Source organism: Gottfriedia acidiceleris (genome assembly GCF_050457485.1).
Taxonomy (GTDB): Bacteria; Bacillota; Bacilli; order Bacillales; family Bacillaceae_G; genus Gottfriedia; species Gottfriedia acidiceleris_D.
The window spans coordinates 349,718-366,700 of sequence record NZ_JBCMJM010000007.1 but is presented as its reverse complement, the minus strand read 5'-3'; the positions used below and the strand labels follow the sequence as shown (position 1 = coordinate 366,700).

General features: G+C 30.5%; 16 protein-coding genes. 5 read left to right on the top strand and 11 right to left on the bottom strand.

Annotated features, from left to right (window positions below; genetic code table 11):
- Positions 1–43 precede the first annotated feature (43 nt).
- Positions 44–865, bottom strand: a complete 822-nt coding sequence (locus tag ABEY15_RS08090) for an HAD family hydrolase (protein ID WP_429889592.1) — start codon at positions 863–865, stop codon at positions 44–46.
- Positions 866–875: 10 nt separating this feature from the next.
- On the bottom strand, positions 876–1,604 hold the full coding sequence (locus ABEY15_RS08085; protein ID WP_429889591.1) for a hypothetical protein: 729 nt from the start codon (positions 1,602–1,604) through the stop codon (positions 876–878).
- Positions 1,605–1,900: 296 nt separating this feature from the next.
- On the opposite strand from ABEY15_RS08085, the gene deoD reads away from it, so the two are divergent.
- Together deoD and ABEY15_RS08075 are read left to right on the top strand one after the other, a co-directional pair.
- Entirely contained in the window at positions 1,901–2,605 is a 705-nt protein-coding gene (deoD, locus tag ABEY15_RS08080; protein WP_088013894.1) for a purine-nucleoside phosphorylase, read from the top strand.
- Positions 2,606–2,827: 222 nt separating this feature from the next.
- Entirely contained in the window at positions 2,828–3,241 is a 414-nt protein-coding gene (locus ABEY15_RS08075) for a disulfide oxidoreductase (RefSeq protein WP_088013893.1), read from the top strand.
- On the opposite strand, the gene ABEY15_RS08070 is transcribed toward ABEY15_RS08075, so the two are convergent.
- Complete coding sequence (locus ABEY15_RS08070) at positions 3,238–4,086, bottom strand: DUF72 domain-containing protein (RefSeq protein ID WP_429889590.1); 849 nt, start codon at positions 4,084–4,086, stop codon at positions 3,238–3,240. The genes ABEY15_RS08075 and ABEY15_RS08070 overlap by 4 nt on opposite strands.
- A gap of 126 nt (positions 4,087–4,212) precedes the next feature.
- Here ABEY15_RS08070 and ABEY15_RS08065 point away from each other — a divergent pair, with 126 nt between their 5' ends.
- A complete protein-coding gene (locus ABEY15_RS08065; RefSeq protein WP_429889589.1) occupies positions 4,213–5,436 on the top strand; it encodes a two-component system sensor histidine kinase NtrB in 1,224 nt (407 codons plus the stop codon).
- 61 nt (positions 5,437–5,497) lie between these two features.
- Here the strand turns inward: ABEY15_RS08065 and ABEY15_RS08060 are convergent, their stop codons facing one another.
- From ABEY15_RS08060 to ABEY15_RS08035, 6 genes are all read right to left on the bottom strand, one after another.
- The gene (locus ABEY15_RS08060) at positions 5,498–6,466 is read right to left on the bottom strand and encodes a quinone oxidoreductase family protein (protein ID WP_429889588.1); all 969 of its coding nucleotides are present in this window, start codon (positions 6,464–6,466) and stop codon (positions 5,498–5,500) included.
- Between the two features lie 19 nt (positions 6,467–6,485).
- The gene (gene nrdF / locus ABEY15_RS08055; RefSeq protein WP_429889587.1) at positions 6,486–7,454 is read right to left on the bottom strand and encodes a class 1b ribonucleoside-diphosphate reductase subunit beta; all 969 of its coding nucleotides are present in this window, start codon (positions 7,452–7,454) and stop codon (positions 6,486–6,488) included.
- Positions 7,455–7,613: 159 nt separating this feature from the next.
- Positions 7,614–9,698 (bottom strand): class 1b ribonucleoside-diphosphate reductase subunit alpha, encoded by a 2,085-nt coding sequence (gene nrdE, locus ABEY15_RS08050; protein WP_429889586.1) that lies wholly within the window; start codon positions 9,696–9,698, stop codon positions 7,614–7,616.
- On the bottom strand, positions 9,685–10,044 hold the full coding sequence (gene nrdI / locus ABEY15_RS08045) for a class Ib ribonucleoside-diphosphate reductase assembly flavoprotein NrdI (RefSeq protein WP_429889585.1): 360 nt from the start codon (positions 10,042–10,044) through the stop codon (positions 9,685–9,687). Before nrdI ends, nrdE begins: the two co-directional genes overlap by 14 nt.
- 358 nt (positions 10,045–10,402) lie before the next feature.
- Positions 10,403–10,597, bottom strand: a complete 195-nt coding sequence (locus ABEY15_RS08040) for a hypothetical protein (RefSeq protein WP_429889584.1) — start codon at positions 10,595–10,597, stop codon at positions 10,403–10,405.
- A 93-nt stretch (positions 10,598–10,690) separates the two neighbouring features.
- A complete protein-coding gene (locus ABEY15_RS08035; RefSeq protein WP_098234421.1) occupies positions 10,691–10,999 on the bottom strand; it encodes a spore germination protein GerW family protein in 309 nt (102 codons plus the stop codon).
- A 175-nt stretch (positions 11,000–11,174) separates the two neighbouring features.
- On the opposite strand from ABEY15_RS08035, the gene ABEY15_RS08030 reads away from it, so the two are divergent.
- A complete protein-coding gene (locus ABEY15_RS08030; protein ID WP_069035503.1) occupies positions 11,175–11,360 on the top strand; it encodes a YkvS family protein in 186 nt (61 codons plus the stop codon).
- Positions 11,361–11,574: 214 nt separating this feature from the next.
- Here the strand turns inward: ABEY15_RS08030 and ABEY15_RS08025 are convergent, their stop codons facing one another.
- A complete protein-coding gene (locus ABEY15_RS08025; protein WP_235832784.1) occupies positions 11,575–11,685 on the bottom strand; it encodes a DUF6254 family protein in 111 nt (36 codons plus the stop codon).
- A gap of 258 nt (positions 11,686–11,943) precedes the next feature.
- On the opposite strand from ABEY15_RS08025, the gene ABEY15_RS08020 reads away from it, so the two are divergent.
- Positions 11,944–15,018, top strand: coding sequence for an efflux RND transporter permease subunit (locus ABEY15_RS08020; RefSeq protein ID WP_429889583.1), 3,075 nt, complete (start codon positions 11,944–11,946; stop codon positions 15,016–15,018).
- Between the two features lie 131 nt (positions 15,019–15,149).
- Here the strand turns inward: ABEY15_RS08020 and ABEY15_RS08015 are convergent, their stop codons facing one another.
- Positions 15,150–16,844, bottom strand: coding sequence for a M3 family oligoendopeptidase (locus ABEY15_RS08015; RefSeq protein WP_429889582.1), 1,695 nt, complete (start codon positions 16,842–16,844; stop codon positions 15,150–15,152).
- Positions 16,845–16,983 lie beyond the last annotated feature (139 nt).

Here is a 16,983-nt window from a genome sequence, read left to right as displayed (position 1 = left end):
AATAAAAAACTGTAAGCAATTTTTCGCTTACAGTCTTTTTTAGTTATTCAAATACTTCCTCTAGTTTTTTTACAACTAACAAGGAGTCACTAACTTGTAAAGTCGTTTGATTTGTAATATAAACTCCGTGCATTCCTAATTTTAAAGCAGGAGAAATTTCATTAATGAAATTATCGCCGATTGACACAATTTCATGTGGCATAACATTAAACTTATTCATGATATTTTTAAAATGGTTTTCTGTTTCTAATGGCTTCTTACCATCCGTAATTTCTAGATGAAATAAATCATTTAAATTAAGTAACTTCAATAATCTAGTTACATCTTCTCGATCAGAGTTCGTTAACAATACTATTTTTTTTGAATCCTTAACTTTTTCTAAAGCCTCTTTTAATCCTCTTATATAAGGAATATTAAACTCTTTTGTTGCCATATACTCTTTTGTTTTATCATAACAGTGATATACGTCTCTTGCACCGTAGTGATAAATTGCTACTAAAGGAATCCACCAACCATCACCTACTGGGATATATGGTAATTCATAATTAATTTTTTCAAGATATTTCTCTGGAAGTTCGTCTTTAGAAAGTAGTTGCCCTTCCCAAGTAAATACTTGTATTGGCTTCAATGTAATTGGATCTAACGATATGATTAAATCATTTTCTGAGTCATAAATTTTTCCAATTGTTAATGCGTGATCATAATCTTTTATTTTTTTATAATCCTTTAAAAAAGAATCACGCTTTTCTGAACTTATTTCATTAGCTAGTAATTTAGCATAGTAATCGTAGTGCTCAGTACCATCATACAAAGTACCATCTAAATCAAAAACTAATACTTTTGAATTCATTAATAAATTATGCATTTCCTACTCCTTAGCTGTCTTTGTCTTTTACGTCTAAAATAAAATCAAATGATTTTTGATCGTCATTTAATTTAAATTCATAAAATATTTTATACATACCTGCTTCAGGTAAATCAAGTTCATAGTTTACTTTTGAATGATTATTAGGATTACTAATTAGCTTAAAATATGTTCCTTCTTCATTCATAATATAAAATTGCTGATCTGTAAATTTAGAACGTTTTTTAAATTGATCAAAATCAAAAGTAATTTTACTCTTAGTTTTTGGAAGAATTGAAGTATATAGTAGAGAAACTCTATAATCATCAGTCTTTTTCGTTAAAATTGCTGTCGGAAATACTTCTTCTTTTTTGTCCTTTTGTTTTTGTAAAATCTTTGTATCAAGCGTTTGATTATTTAAAAATATACTAACATAATAAGGAATGTCTTTCTTAAAAGAATACTTAAATGTAAATTGATTATTTCCATTATATACTGGTTCAATGACTTTATAAGATTTTAATTGATCTGTCGTAATAAATATTCTGATTTTTTCGCGTTGTAACACATTCAAAGTTCTAGAGGATACGGTTACTTCTTGTGAATTTTTTTTAGTCGTAAGATTCCATTTTACCTTTTGAACTTTTAGGTGGCTAACCTGACTACCACTTGATAATATACTATGATTAACTAGGCGATTGCTAATTAATAGAATAATTAATATAGCTATACATAGAGCTGCAATAAAACGAAATTTCATAGATCATTCTCCCTTAACTAGTTAAAATTATTAATTTTTAGTTATCTCAAGAAAGCTGAAATTTAATTGTAAACTCTTTCATAATTTTATCACCTGTGCAATAATTAAAATTCGCCATAAATTATCTGTATTGGTTAATTTTGTCTATGAATATTTCTATATTTAATATGTACTACGTCCATCTTACTTTTTCCTTTAAGTAGTATACAAATAAGAATGTTTTTTATTTAAATGTAGAAACTAACATACTGATAATGGATGGGCTATTTACACACAGTTTTAAGGAGGAACATTAAATGAGTATACATATTGGTGCCGAACAAGGTGCAATTGCTGATAAAATTTTATTACCTGGGGACCCATTAAGAGCTAAATATATCGCAGAAACATTTTTAGAGGATGTTGTTTGTTATAATGATGTACGTGGAATGCTTGGTTTTACTGGTACATATAAAGGTCAAAGAATTTCCGTTCAAGGTACTGGAATGGGAGTACCTTCAATTGGTATTTATGTAAATGAACTGATTAATAGTTATGGTGTAAAAACTTTGATTCGCGTTGGTACATGTGGTGGACTTCAAAAGGATGTAAAAATTCGTGATGTCATAATTGCGATGACGACTTGTACAGATTCAAATATGAATCGTCAAACATTCCCTGGTTTCGATTATTCTCCATGTGCTAGCTTTGATTTATTAAAGAAAGCGTATGATGGTGCAGTGAATAAAGGGTTAAATGTTAAAGTAGGAAATATTTTAACTTCAGATCTTTTCTATCGAGATAGTATGGACATGTATGAAAAATTAGCTAATTACGGTGTTCTGGCTGTAGAAATGGAAACTACTGCATTATACACAATCGCAGCAAAACATAATGTAGACGCTCTTACTGTTTTAACTGTAAGTGATCATATCTTCACTGGTGAAGAAACATCTGCACAAGAAAGACAAACTACTTTTAATGACATGATTGTCATCGCTCTAGACGCAGCAATCGCATAATATAGCTAAAAAAACCTGGGATTATGATCTCAGGTTTTTTTAGCTTTTATAATATTCTTTTTATCAAAATCAAAAAAAGCCTAGAATATTTTTCCTGGCTCTTTAAAATAACTAAAATTTAAATTTATTAAATATTAGTGACCAAACGTCGTTTTTATACCACTTTACATCCAATCAAAGGTACAATAGCAATATCGAAAATCAAATTAAGGATGGTAAGGAATGAAGAAACAGCAATCAATTTTATTTTTCACCTGGATTGTAAGTATTATTGCAACACTAGGTAGTTTATCATTTTCAGTAATTAATCATTGGACACCTTGTTCATTATGCTGGTATCAGCGAATTTTTATGTACCCAATCGTTTTTATAATAGGAATCGCTTTTTATAAAAATAAAATAAAAGATGTTATTTATGTTTTACCTTTATCATTAATAGGTATGTGTATTTCAATCTATCATATTTTAATTCAAAAAGTTCCTGCACTTAAGGAAACAGCAACACAGTGTGGTCCGGTCCCTTGTACTGGAGATTATTTAAATTGGTTTGGATTCATTACAATTCCAATGCTGGCATTTGTTGCATTCCTACTTATTAATATTTGCTGCATAACTCTTTTACGAAAATCAAATTAAAATAATTCAAGCTGCTCGGTAGAAGATGGTCCAAACTCTATACCTAGCAGCTTCATTAACTGTTTAGCATTATCCGCTGCATCTCCACCAGAGTTATTATTAAACAGTATACAAATTTCTTTTGTGTTTTTTGATATCTGTTCAATTCGATCTACCCATTCGTATAATTCTTCTTCATTATATCGGTATAAATAACGTACCTCACGCCAATTATCTTGTCCATTATGATTCCAACCATATATATTTCTACCGTGGAAACGAATTAAAGTGAAATTTGGATTCGTAGGATGTAATACGATTGGTATGCTTCCATTACCTGCTTGTGGCTCATCACAAATTGAATGAATCCATCCTTCATCCTCCATAAACTTCAACGTTTGCTCATAAAACCTAGGATAAAACCATGACTGATTACGAAATTCTAAAATTGCAGGAAGACCTTTAAGTTTACTTTTCAAAGTTCTTAATAATTCAACATTTTCTTTTTTACAATTAAACCATGGTGGAAACTGAAATAATATACCTTTTAATTTATTCGCTTCAATTAAAGGCTGGATTGATTCCAAAAATGGCGTTAACAGTAAAATTTGTTCCTCTTTAGAATAGTTTTGCCTTGAATGGCCGGTGATTCCGCCATATGCTTTAACGATAAATGAAAAGTCAGTTGCTGTTTGATTTACCCATTTTTGATAGTTTGATTGTGGCATAATACTATAATAGGAAGAATCAATTTCAACAATTGGAAAATGCATACAATATTGTCTCAATTTTTTTGAAGAGTGAATCCGATCAGGGTATAGACTATCATGATCGCCCCACCCAGTAACTCCAATTTTTATTTCCATACTTCTCTCCCATTAGTTCTTTCATTACTAATTAATTATTTCTAATTTTCATTAAAATAAACGAATTTGTTTGATATAATGACTACAGTATAATCTTATTTTAGTAGAAATTGGAGTATAGTGTAAATGATTAACGAGACAGTACAAGAACTAAAAAATAAAATAACCGAGCTTGAAGAAAAAGTAAAATCGTATGAAATAATTTTAAATACAATAACTTCCGGATCTATATTTTCAAATGAAACTCGTGAATTATCAAATTCAAATCATTTAACTAGAAATACAAGTTTATGTAATACAAATAATGAAACACTTCCATTACATACTAAATTCTCTAGCTTTTTATCTAATAGTCGAAGAACTTTGCAATCCATTTACGATGCTTTACCGCATCACATAGTATTTATCGATAAAGATGGGATCATTACGCTATATAACCAACAAGTTGCGATTGATTTTAGAATTACTAAATACGAATTAATCGGACGGCATATTAGAAATTTATTAAAAATAGACGATAAAGACATTTGTTTACTACAAACACTTTATTCAGGTGAAGAATTTTATAATAAGGAAATTTTAAATATTAACTATGGCATTATCAATACCCGTATTATTCGTGATATAAATGGGGAAATTTCGAGAGTAATTGGTGTTTTTCATAATTTAAACGAGGCAAGGGATTCTGAAAAGCTAGCAATGTCAGGTAGAATTGCTGCAGGTATAGCACATGAAGTCCGAAATCCACTTACAACTGTTAGAGGTTATTTACAATTCTTGCAAGAAGAAGCTCCACCTCAATATAAGCAATTGTTTAATGATTTATTGATTCCAGAATTAGATAGAGCAAATGGAATCATTACTGACTTTTTATCTATTACAAAGAATGCGAACTATAAACCAGAGCCTATTAATATTAATGATTTTTTATCGAATCACATAAAACAATTATTATTTAGCGAGACTGTTTTAAATAATGTTAATATTGAATACTACCTATCTGAGGAATTAACAGGAGCACATATTTTCTTTGATAAAAACCAACTTGTACAAGTTATTTTAAATTTATTTCATAATGCATTAGATGCAAAAAAAGAAGGTCTGCTTACAATTATTATATCAACTTACATTGAAAAGGATTTTATTTATATTGCATTAAAAGATGATGGATTAGGAATTCCACCTTCAGATTTACCATATATATTTGATCCATTCTTCTCAACTAAAGATGACGGTACTGGACTAGGTTTATCTTTAACTAAAAAACTAATCCAAAATCATAATGGTACTATATGCGTAATGAGCGATAATAATGGAACTACTTTTACAATTACATTACCAATTAAATAACAAATTTTTAATATTTTGTCTACAAACAAAGACCAAAACTTTGATGTTTTGGTCTTTGTTATTAAACAGATAATATGATTTTTCCAGTTGATTTTCTACTTTCTAATAGATCATGAGCAAGCTTACCATCTTTTAAAGGAAACACAGTAGGTTGTTGTACGATTAATTGTTTAGTTGCAATCCAATTAAATAGCTCATTACTTCTACGTAGTCTCTCTTCTTTTGAAATTAGAACATTCCACAAGTCTCCACCAGTTAGTGTTTTTGAAGTATCCATTAACATTCTTGGATCAATATGTACTGGATCCCCTCCAGCCATTCCATAAAATACAACTGTACCGTGGACTTTTGTTGCTTCAAAGCTATCCATTATTGTAGATCCTACTGATTCATATACAACATCTACACCATTTTTTTCTTTCGTAAACTCTTTTATTTGTGAAACCCAATTATCAGTATATAAAAATACTTCTTTCGCACCGATTGATAAAGCTTTTTCCCTTTTTTCTTGTGATGAGGTTAATCCGATTACCTCTCCACCTTTTAAAAGAATCATTTGAGTCAATAATTGACCAACACCACCTGCTACTGCATGAACAAGTGCAACATCACCTGCTTTTATTTTATAACTATCATTGATTAAATAATGTGCAGTTAACCCTTGTAGCATAATAGAAGCAGCAATTTCAAAATTAATTTCATCTGGAATTGGTACAATATGAGATTCCTTTGCAGCAACATACTCTGCATTCGAAAAAGGAACATCTGCAAACGCTACGCGATCTCCTACTTTATAGTCCGTTACATCAGAACCGACTTCGGTAATAATTCCAGAGCCTTCATACCCTAAAATATACGGAGGATCACCTGCTAAATGATAATTTCCTTTACGACGATAAATATCTGCAAAATTAACGCCTACAGCCTTCATTTCAACTAATACTTCATCGTTAGCAATTTTAGGTGTTGCTATTTCTTCGTATTTCAATACGTCTGATTGACCAAATTCTCTAAAAACAAGTGCTTTCATTTACATACTTCCTTACATTTTAAAATTCAAAGACAAAATCCTCATCTGTTAATTTTTCCACTGTAACTGCTTTTACATACCCATTACCTTTAACAGAGAAGAAATCATGATTTTTTGTATCCGTTTTTAAGCCATTTAAAACAATTGGATTAATATCTTCTTCATCAAAATAATAATCAAAACCTAAGTTCATTAACGCTTTGTTTGCATTATATCGAATAAACTTATTAACTTCATCTACTAAACCAATTGAAGAATAAATTTCGTCTGTATATTGTAACTCAATTTCATATAATTGAACTAATAATGACATTGTTTCATTGTAAAGTCGAGTTTTTTGTTCATCAGTAAATTGGTCATAAATTTGTTGCGCTAATATTCCTACAAATACACCGTGAATACTTTCATCACGTAAAATCAGATTAATAATCTCACCACTAGCAGTCATTTTACCTTGACCGGCTAAGTATAACGGGAAGAAAAATCCACTATAAAATAAGTAACTTTCTAAAAATACACTTGCAACCATTGCCATGTATAACTCTTCATCCGAAACATCACGCTTTAATAGATTTAAATAGTAAGAGGAAATTAATTCCGATTTTTTAGTTAAAATTGGATGCTCGTCCACCCATTTAAACAAATCTTCAATTTCATCTTCTGTAGCAAGAGTTGTAAAAATATGCGAATAGCTTTTTGCATGTACTTCTTCCATCGCACCCATAAATGCTAGTACACTTTTTGCTTGTAAATTTTTAAGGTGAACTAAGATTAAAGGCATACCTTCTCCGCCTTGCTTAGTATCTAATAAAGTTAGACCACCTAAAACCTTTTTAAATGCTGATTGTTCCTCTTTTGATAATGTATTCCAAGTATTTTTATCAGATGAAACGACAATTTCTTCTTCAGTCCAAAACTGCGATAGATTTTGCTTCCAAAATACTAAACTAAAATCATCTTCTTTTTTATTCCAGTTAACAGCTTTCATTCATATTTCCCCCTAATCATAAAGAAAGCTCGATAATATAGAACAATAGCAAAAGCATTCTATATTCGAGCTTTTCATTTTAGATCATTAAGTAATTTAATTTAGATTTCAATTTAGACTATTGAACTCTTTATATACTAAAGTCCAATACTAATTTTTTTATACTGAACAACTAATACATTCTTCAACACTTAATTTACGAGTACGTGTGTAATATAAACTCTTTAATCCTTTTTTATTAGCATAAATATAGTATCTAGCAAGCTCTCGCGTTGAGATATCACTGTTTACATATAGGATTGTACTAATACCTTGATCGACATGCTGCTGAATTTCAGCAATTAAGTCAATTAACTTAAATTGGTTAATATCATAAGCTGATTTATAATACCAGAAACTATTTTTTGATAAATATGGCATCGGATAATAAGTTGTTGAATTTGCGTAAGTTCTAGACTCTATAACATTTACAATCGGCATAACCGATGAAGTTGCATTTTGAATGTAGCTAATCGATTGTGTAGGCGCGATTGCTAAACGATAGCTGTTATATAATCCATACGCTTGTACTTGCTTACTTAATGTAACCCAGTCAAATTCATTTGGGATATAGATCCCATTAAATAATTCCTTTACCTTGTCAGTTTTAGGTTCAAATGATTTTGAAGTATACTTTTCAAAATAAGTACCTTTAGCATATTCACTCTTTTCAAAATCCTTAAACGTTTTACTAGTTTCTTTAGCAATTAGCATACTTTTTTCAATTGAATAAAAGTTTACCATCATAAAGAATGTATTCGCAAAATCTTTAGCCTCAGCACTTTCATATGAAATTCCATTTTTCGCTAAAAATCCATGCAAATTCATTGCACCTAGACCAACCGAATGAAGTTCTTCATTTGCCTTTTTCACTGTAGGTGCATTCTCTATTTCCGTCATATCTGTCACAGCTGTTAATGCCTCAATTCCAACATGAACAGATTCTCTGATCGCTTTATTTTCCATTACGTTTACAATGTTTAATGATCCTAAATTACAATTCACATCACGTTTGATCTGATCTTCTTCACCATAGTTATTGATGACTGATGTTTCTTGTAGTTGGAAAATTTCTGTACACAAATTAGACATTTTAATTTCGCCAATATCCTTTAATGCATGCTGCTGATTAGCATTACTTTTATACATCAAATATGGATAACCAGATTCTAACTGAATCGCAGCAATTTTTACTAAAAGATCACGTGCACTTAAATCTAGTTTTTTCTTTTTAACTCGCTCATTATTTAATAATTCTTCATATCTTTCATCTAGATCAAAATCATCTAAATGAATACCATACTCTTTATACACTGTATATGGAGCGAATACGTAGAATGGTTCATTTTTTTCTGCTAGTTCAAAGAATTTATTTGGAACAATTAAACCGATTGATAGTGATTGAATTCTACTTTTCTCATCGGCATTGATTTTTTTTGTATCAAGAAATTCAACTACGTCCCAGTGGAAAATATTTAAATATGATGCACCAGCACCTTTACGTTGTCCAAGCTGGTTAGCATATGAAAACGAATCTTCTAATAGCTTCATAACAGGAACAACACCACTTGCAGCGTTATCAATTTCTTTAATTTGCTCTCCACGCGCTCTAAGTTTTGATAGATTTAGTGCAACACCACCGCCGATTTTTGACAGTTGCATTGCTGTATTAATTTGAAATCCTATTGAATTTAAACTATCGTCCATTTCTAGTAAGAAACATGACACCAATTCGCCTCTTCTACTTCTTCCAGCATTTAAGAAAGTTGGAGTAGCTGGCTGATAGTTTTGTTGAATCATCATTTTTGCTAATTTCAATGCTTTTTCAATATTGCCTCTTCCTAAATATAGTGCAACGATCGCAACTCGATCTTCATATCCTTCTAAATAATGCTTTCCATCATTTGTTTTTAATGCGTAATCTTTAAAGAATTTTGATGCGGCCATATATGATTGAAAAGTGAATCCTGCATTGTATACTAACTCATATAATTTTTCTATTTCATCAAAGGAGTAATCCATCTCAACATTATAATAGTAGTTTTCTTGAATCATATAGTTTAAGCGTTCTTTTAAAGAAGAAAACTGAATCTTTTTATCTTCAACTTCTTTTAAGAAACAGAGAAGCGCTTCTTTATCTTTTGCGAGATCAAAAAAACCATCTTTTTTAATCGTCAATTCATTATTCAGCTCAATATGTCTCAAGCTTTTCCACTCCCTCAATAAAATATTGTACATCTCGACTTGTCCCTGACAGTTCAAACTTTGATAACACTGGAACTTGATAGTCTGATGCTATTTTATCTGCACTTGCTGCAAAAGAATCTCCCCAGTTTTTATTACCACTTGCACTGACTGCTTTTAAATACTTCGAATTACTCTCCAAAAAAGTACTTACGTTTTCAGGTACGCTACCAAATCCTGTAGTATAGGTTACGAGAATATACGGTACTTCAATTTTTAGTCCATCTTTTATTTGGATTGACGGCATTCTAACTTTATTGACAAATCGCTTAACATTGCCAGTCATTGAACTGTAAACTATCACCATATTATCACCCTCGTTAATATGTAAGAATATTGAAAATACTTATATTATATACCTACATATTGTATTACCTTTTTAGAACAAACACAACATATAGGTACTGAATTTAGAAAATAAACATTTCGACAATATGTCTCGAAATAAAACAATATATGAAATTTAACAAATTATGGAGAAGAGTGCAATAAAGTGTAAAACGATTTTTTTGTCAAATGAGGTCATAACATTTTCACAAAAAAAGTACTCATTAACACCTTGCGAAATAAGAAAAAAAGCTAAAAAAACTTTTTTTTTTCGCAAACTTTTAATGAGTACATGATTAAAATAATATAATTTTGACTTTAATTTTTAACAAAAATAGTTAACTTCTAGCTTCTGCCAAGTAAGTATAAATTGCATGGCCACCATGCTGAGCGATTCCACGAAAGTGCTTAAAATCCTCGCGATTAACGATTATTTGTCTAAATGTTAAAAAATCATCTTTTGTAACGCTAATTTCTGAAATCTCACCTTTAGCTAGCTGATCAATCAAATTGATAAATTCATTTTGTTCCATATAATCACCCTTTATTATTTTGATCGTTTTTTTTGATGGCTACAAGAAATAAACTTCAATTCTAACATTAACAAAGAATGTACTTAATGGAAACTAAATCGTCACATCAAGAATTTTTTCTGTAACAGCTAAATTCATATTTTTATTATTTACTAAAATTACTTCACTTTTTCCATCTTTTAAAACTAAAAATGCTTTAGGAATTACTTCTACTCCTGTTCCAATACTCGCAAACTCGTATGATGAATGAGCTTCGCCAAGCGCTAAAATCATTTCAAAAAATGGTACTAAAATAATGTTTTCAAAAAATAAAATTGGATCACCTATAAGCGTATTACTACTTACTAAATTTTTAATTTCATTTGAAATTTCTACTTCAAACTCTTCAAACCATTCTTTCAACAAACTAACCTCCTGAAAGTGCTACAACCATTTTTGCCTTTCAAAAGGTTTTTAAACATAATTTCTTATGAAAAAAGACAAAATTGTATAAAAATTTAAATTTTCTCTTTACCTTTAAACCGTTTTCATGCATTATAGAAGGTGTCAAGTCAAAACTTTGTTAGGAGATACGCTCATGAAAATTGCAGAAGCAGGAAATATCATTGAGTTTAAACAGGGGTTGAAAGGTAGAGTACAAAAAGTTAATAAAAATTCTGTCATTGTTGACATATCCATAATGGAAAACTTCAGAGATTTAGAAATGGAACCGCTAACAGTCGTAAACCATAAAAATTATAAAATAGTAAGAACAGCGGAATAGTTTATAAATAGTAGATTCTGCTTATATTCATATTTTAAAAGGTTCGAACTACATAGATTTCGATTCTATTAAAATTTTATTAGAATTCTTTACCAAATCAGTCTCAGGTCCCGTGTATATCACGGGACTTTTTTTTATGATTACAAATGAAAATGTGATAAGTGATATGCACGAAAAAAATCTGGTACCAATCACTCTTTAGTAAAGGAGATGGCTATTTTGTTTCTTTGTCCAATTCTTTAAACGATTTTACTTTATCATGTGGCTGATGGTTCGACTTTCTTTCATTCCAAAATCGTTCCTTTTCTTTTTTTGATTTTGTCATTTTCATACCTCCTAAAAATAATCAATTTCTTGCCATCTTATCATTTCACAAAAAATGAAAATATATGTTAATTATTTTTAGAAGGATTGAGCAAGAAAATCGTATAAAAACTTTAAGATCTTTCTCTTGAATTTTAAAGCGAGCATCCTATGGTTAAAATGTGCATTCTTCTTAGAGAAAAAACGCCATCAAAAGATTGAAAATTCGGATTATACATATTTATCACTTTATCACGATCTATAGAAAGGAAGGTAGCTAATGAACTTTTTAACTAAGTTTAGTTTAAAAAACTCTGTAGCAATATTTATTATTTCGTTTTTATTAATATTTGGAGGATTATATTCTTATTCAAAATTAAAAGTTGAAGAGCTTCCAAATATTGAATTTCCAGCAATCTCTGTTCAAGTAGTTTACCCTGGTACAGCACCAGATGATATAAATGAGCAGATTACAACAAAACTTGAAAATTCATTTAAATCAATCGAAGGAATTAAGACACTTTCAAGCTCTTCTTTCGAAAGCGTTTCTGTTATTAATTTAGAATTTCCATTTAATACGGATATGGATAAAGTTGAACAACAAATAAATACAACTTTAAAGGACGCTGGATTACCTGAAAATGTAACAACAAAAGTAGACCGGTTTTCGTTCGGATCATTCCCTATTTATTACCTCTCTATGTTTTCAAAAGATGGTTCAAATATTGAATCAACTTTAAACGACGAAATTGTACCAGCTTTAAATAAAATTGAAGGTGTAAATAGCGTTTCGATAGGTGGAGGAAAATCTACTTCCCTATCAATCGAAGTTGATAAGCAAAAAATTGCAAATTTTGGACTTTCTTTATCAAGTATAAAAGATCAAATTAATGCAAAATTCCTATCCTTCCCTGCTGGAAAAATAACTGATGGCGATATTAAAATTCCAATTCGTGTCGAAGAAAAATTAGATACACTTCAAAAACTAAAGGATTTAGAGTTACAACCTGCATCTTTTATTTCTTCCGCACCAAATCAAAATGCTCAAACTCCGAAAGTTTTATTAGGAGAAATCGCTAAAATTGAATCAGTAGACTCTAAAGATGAATTAATTCGTTATAACGAAAACGATGCTATTTCAATGGCAATAACGAAAAAACAAGATGCAAATACAGTTGAAGTAGCTGACAAAGTAATAAACGTACTAGATAAGTACAAAAATGAAATTTCATATAAAGTGGGTTATAGTTCTGCTGAAGGCGTAAAGTCATCTGTTGAATCTTTAATTAAAGAAGGTTTATTAGGCGCATTATTCGCCTCATTAGCAGTATTGATTTTCTTACGTAATTTCAGAGCTACATTTATTGCTATTATATCGATACCTTTATCATTATTAATTACATCGATTTTCTTACTTAAATTAGATATAACATTAAATATTATGACGCTAGGTGGTATGGCAGTTGCAGTAGGGCGTGTAGTGGACGATAGTATCGTTGTAATTGAAAATATTTTCCGAAGAATACGTAAATCAAAAGAAGGCATTTCAAATAATTTAATTTTATCTTCAACAAAAGAAATATTAAAAGCAGTCACATCTTCTACTATTACTACAATTGTAGTTTTCTTACCTTTAGGTGTTGTAGGTGGATTTACCAGTAAAATATTCCTACCTTTTGCTTTAACAATTGTTTTTTCTTTACTTGCTTCATTATTAGTTTCGATTACGATCGTTCCAATATTAGGACGCTATGCATTTAAAAAAGTGCCACCTGAAGAAAAAGAAGAAAAAATTCAAGTTTGGTACGGTAAAGTGATTGAAAAATCTTTAAATCGCAAATGGATTATCATTATACTAGCTATTGTATTACTTGCAGGTTCTTTCTCTTTAGTAGGTAGACTTGGTTTTACATTTATTCCTAATGAATCTTCACGATCTATCATTGCTTCATTAGAACTTCCATCCTCAACATCATTAGAAAAAACAAATGAAGTTTCATTAAAAATGGAAAAGATGTTCTTAAATATGAAGGAAGTGCAAGAAGTTTCTACTGGTGTTGGTAGCCGGGACTTTATGACAGGCCTAAAAACTGAGAATAAAGCTAGTTATTTTATTAATTTAAAACAAAGTGCAGATGTTGATCAATTTATTAAAGATACAAAAAGTAAAATGGAGAAAGTAGCAGCTTCAGAAGTTCAAGGTGCTAAAGTAGGATTACAAGAAAACTCTTCTGGTGGGCCACCATCAAATAATAATGTTGACATCAATTTATATTCTAATAACTTAGTTGCACTTCAAGAAAGTGCAAAAAAAGTTGAAGACTATATGAAAAAGAATGATCACCTAAAATATGTTACAAATAATTTCTCTGAAAAACAAAAACAAGTTATTGTTTCAGTTGATGAGAAAAAAGTTTCTGAAAATGGTCTCTCCGCTAGCATGATCTTAGGTTTAGTTGCAGACCAAACAAACCCAGTCAATATGGGAACATTAAAAATTGATGGTAAAGACCAAAATGTGCAATTAACTTATAATAAAGAACTCCAATCCGTAGAGGATATTAAAAATATTAAATTGCTTGGTAAATTAGGACCAATTAAATTATCAGATGTAGCCGAAGTTAAAGTAGTTGAAACATATTCTGCCATTCAAAAATTAGATGGTAAAGTATTTGCGAAGGTTTCTGCTCAAATAAAAGGAAAAGACATTGCAAAAGTAACAAATGAAGTAATCAATGATGTGAAAAAAGATGTAGACATACCATCTGATGTAACTTTAAAAGGTGGCGGCGGTAGTGATGATACTACTCAAACATTTAAAGACTTAGGTGTTGCAATGGGAGTTGCAATCGGATTAGTTTATTTAACGATGTTAATTACTTTTGGAAAAGCTCGAATTCCATTTATTATTTTGTCTGCATTAGTATTTGTACCAATCGGTTCATTCGTTGCACTATTCCTAGCAGGCGAACCGCTTTCAATTAGTGTAATGATTGGTTTACTAATGTTAATTGGGATTGTTACAACAAATGCAATCGTACTAGTCGATCGAATCGGACAAAATATAGAACAAAAAAGATTACCTCTTCGCCAAGCGATCATCGAGGGAGGTAAAACACGTCTGAGACCTATATTAATGACCGCATTTGCTACAATAGCTGCTTTACTCCCTTTAGCATTAACAAAGTCTAGTGGTACACTTATTTCGAAAGGATTAGCTATTACAGTAATTGGTGGTTTAACTTCTTCGACTTTATTAACGTTAGTATTTATTCCGGTTGTATATGAACTGTTCTTTACTAAAAGATCAAAGAAGCATGCTAATTCTTTAACTGCCAAAGTAGTTAATAATTAATTTGAAGAGAAAGGTTAATCCTTTCTCTTTTTGCTTTCTTCTTTAATTGTACTTTATCGGCCTAAGAATCCTTTCCTCATGATTTATAACCAATATAAAAACTCCGACTTTTAAAAAGTCGGAGTTTTTCCTTATAAATTTTGATCGTTAACTCCTACTAGCCATTTTCTAACAGGTTCTAGTGTTTCCTCAATACAACCATCATTAAATGGAGATTCAAGTTTAGCCTCTTTAACTAAGCCTAAAAATGATTTACTTCCCCCTAATTGGCAAAGTCCAACATAATCGGACCACGCTGAATTTCGGTCTTCATGCATTTTATTCCAAAATTGTAATGCACAAATTTGAGCTAAAGTATAGTCAATATAATAGAATGGTGATTGGTAAATATGCCCCTGTCTTTGCCATAAACCACCCTTTTCTAAATAACTATTTCCATCATTTGCTCGATGAGGTAAATATTTTTCTTCTATTTTCTTCCAAAGTCCGTGACGTTCCTCAGGTGTTAAATCGGGATTTGCGTAGATTTCATGCTGGAATTCATCTACTGCCACACCATAACTAATAAATGTAATTGCACTACTTAAATGTGTAAAATAATATTTTTGGGTATCTTCCTTAAAGAATTCTTCTTGCCAAGGCCATGTGAAAAATTCCATACTCATTGAATGAATCTCACACGCCTCAAAAGTTGGCCAGTTATACTCAGGAGTTTCAAATTTACGACTTTCATAAACTTGGAATGCATGACCAGCTTCATGTGTTAATACGTCAATGTCACCAGATGTTCCGTTGAAATTCGAGAAAATAAAAGGAGCCTTATAGTTTGGAATATAAGTACAATATCCCCCACCTTGTTTTCCTTCCTTAGCAACTAAGTCTAGTAAATTTTCTTTTAACATAAAATTGAAAAATTCACTTGTTTCTTTCGATAATTCATCATACATTTTTTTACCATTCTCAATAATCCATTCAGGATTACCTTTAGGTGTTGCATTACCAGTTACAAATTCGAATTTATCGTCATAGTAATAAAGTTGTTCTACACCAATTCGATTAGCTTGTCGTTCTCTTAATTCGGTAGCGATTGGAACAATTGTTTCAAGAACTTGCTCTCTAAACTTCTTAACATCATTTGCATCGTAATCTGTCCTCATCATACGAGCATATCCTAGTTCAATAAAGTTCGAGAAACCAAGTTTGTTTGCAATACGAGTTCGGATTTTTACTAATTTATCGTAAATCTCATCAAATTTATCTTGATTCTCCGAGAAGTATCCAAAGTATGTATCGTAAGCTGTCTTTCTAACCTCTCGATCTTTATCCTCGAAATGTGCTGAAATTTGTGCTAACGTTTTCACTTCTCCATAAAACTGAAGTTTAGCAGCCGCTACTAACTTAGCATATTCAGTCGTTAGTTTATTTTCTTCCTGTAAATCCGGAATTACTTCTTCACTTAAAATTTTCACTTCACATTCAGCTAAAGCAAATAATTGATGGCCATATTTTTCTTCAAGTTGCTCTCTAAATGGAGAACCGATTAATGCTTTATAATACTGTTGCCCATATGATTGGACAATTGGAGTGTTCTCATCAAAAAACGCTTGCTCATCCTCATAAAACTTATCGTTTGTATCAACCGAATGGCGAACTGCACATAAATTTTCCATTGTTGAAAATTCATTCCTTAAATCATTGATTTCATTCATTGCTAATTCTTGTTCGTAGACCGTTGAAGCATCATAAAAATTTTGTAGTGAACGTTTAAATTGTTCCCCAAAGTTCTTAATACTTGGTCTAGAATAATGGTAATCTTGAAAACCCATGTTAATCCCTCCATTTTTTGTGATATTGCTATTATATAAAAAATCTTCCTGTAAAAAAACCTAAATCTAAATAAATTTCTGAAAATTTAAAAATTTTTTCACTTAAAATCCTACAATATAATTACAAAGAAACTAGTTT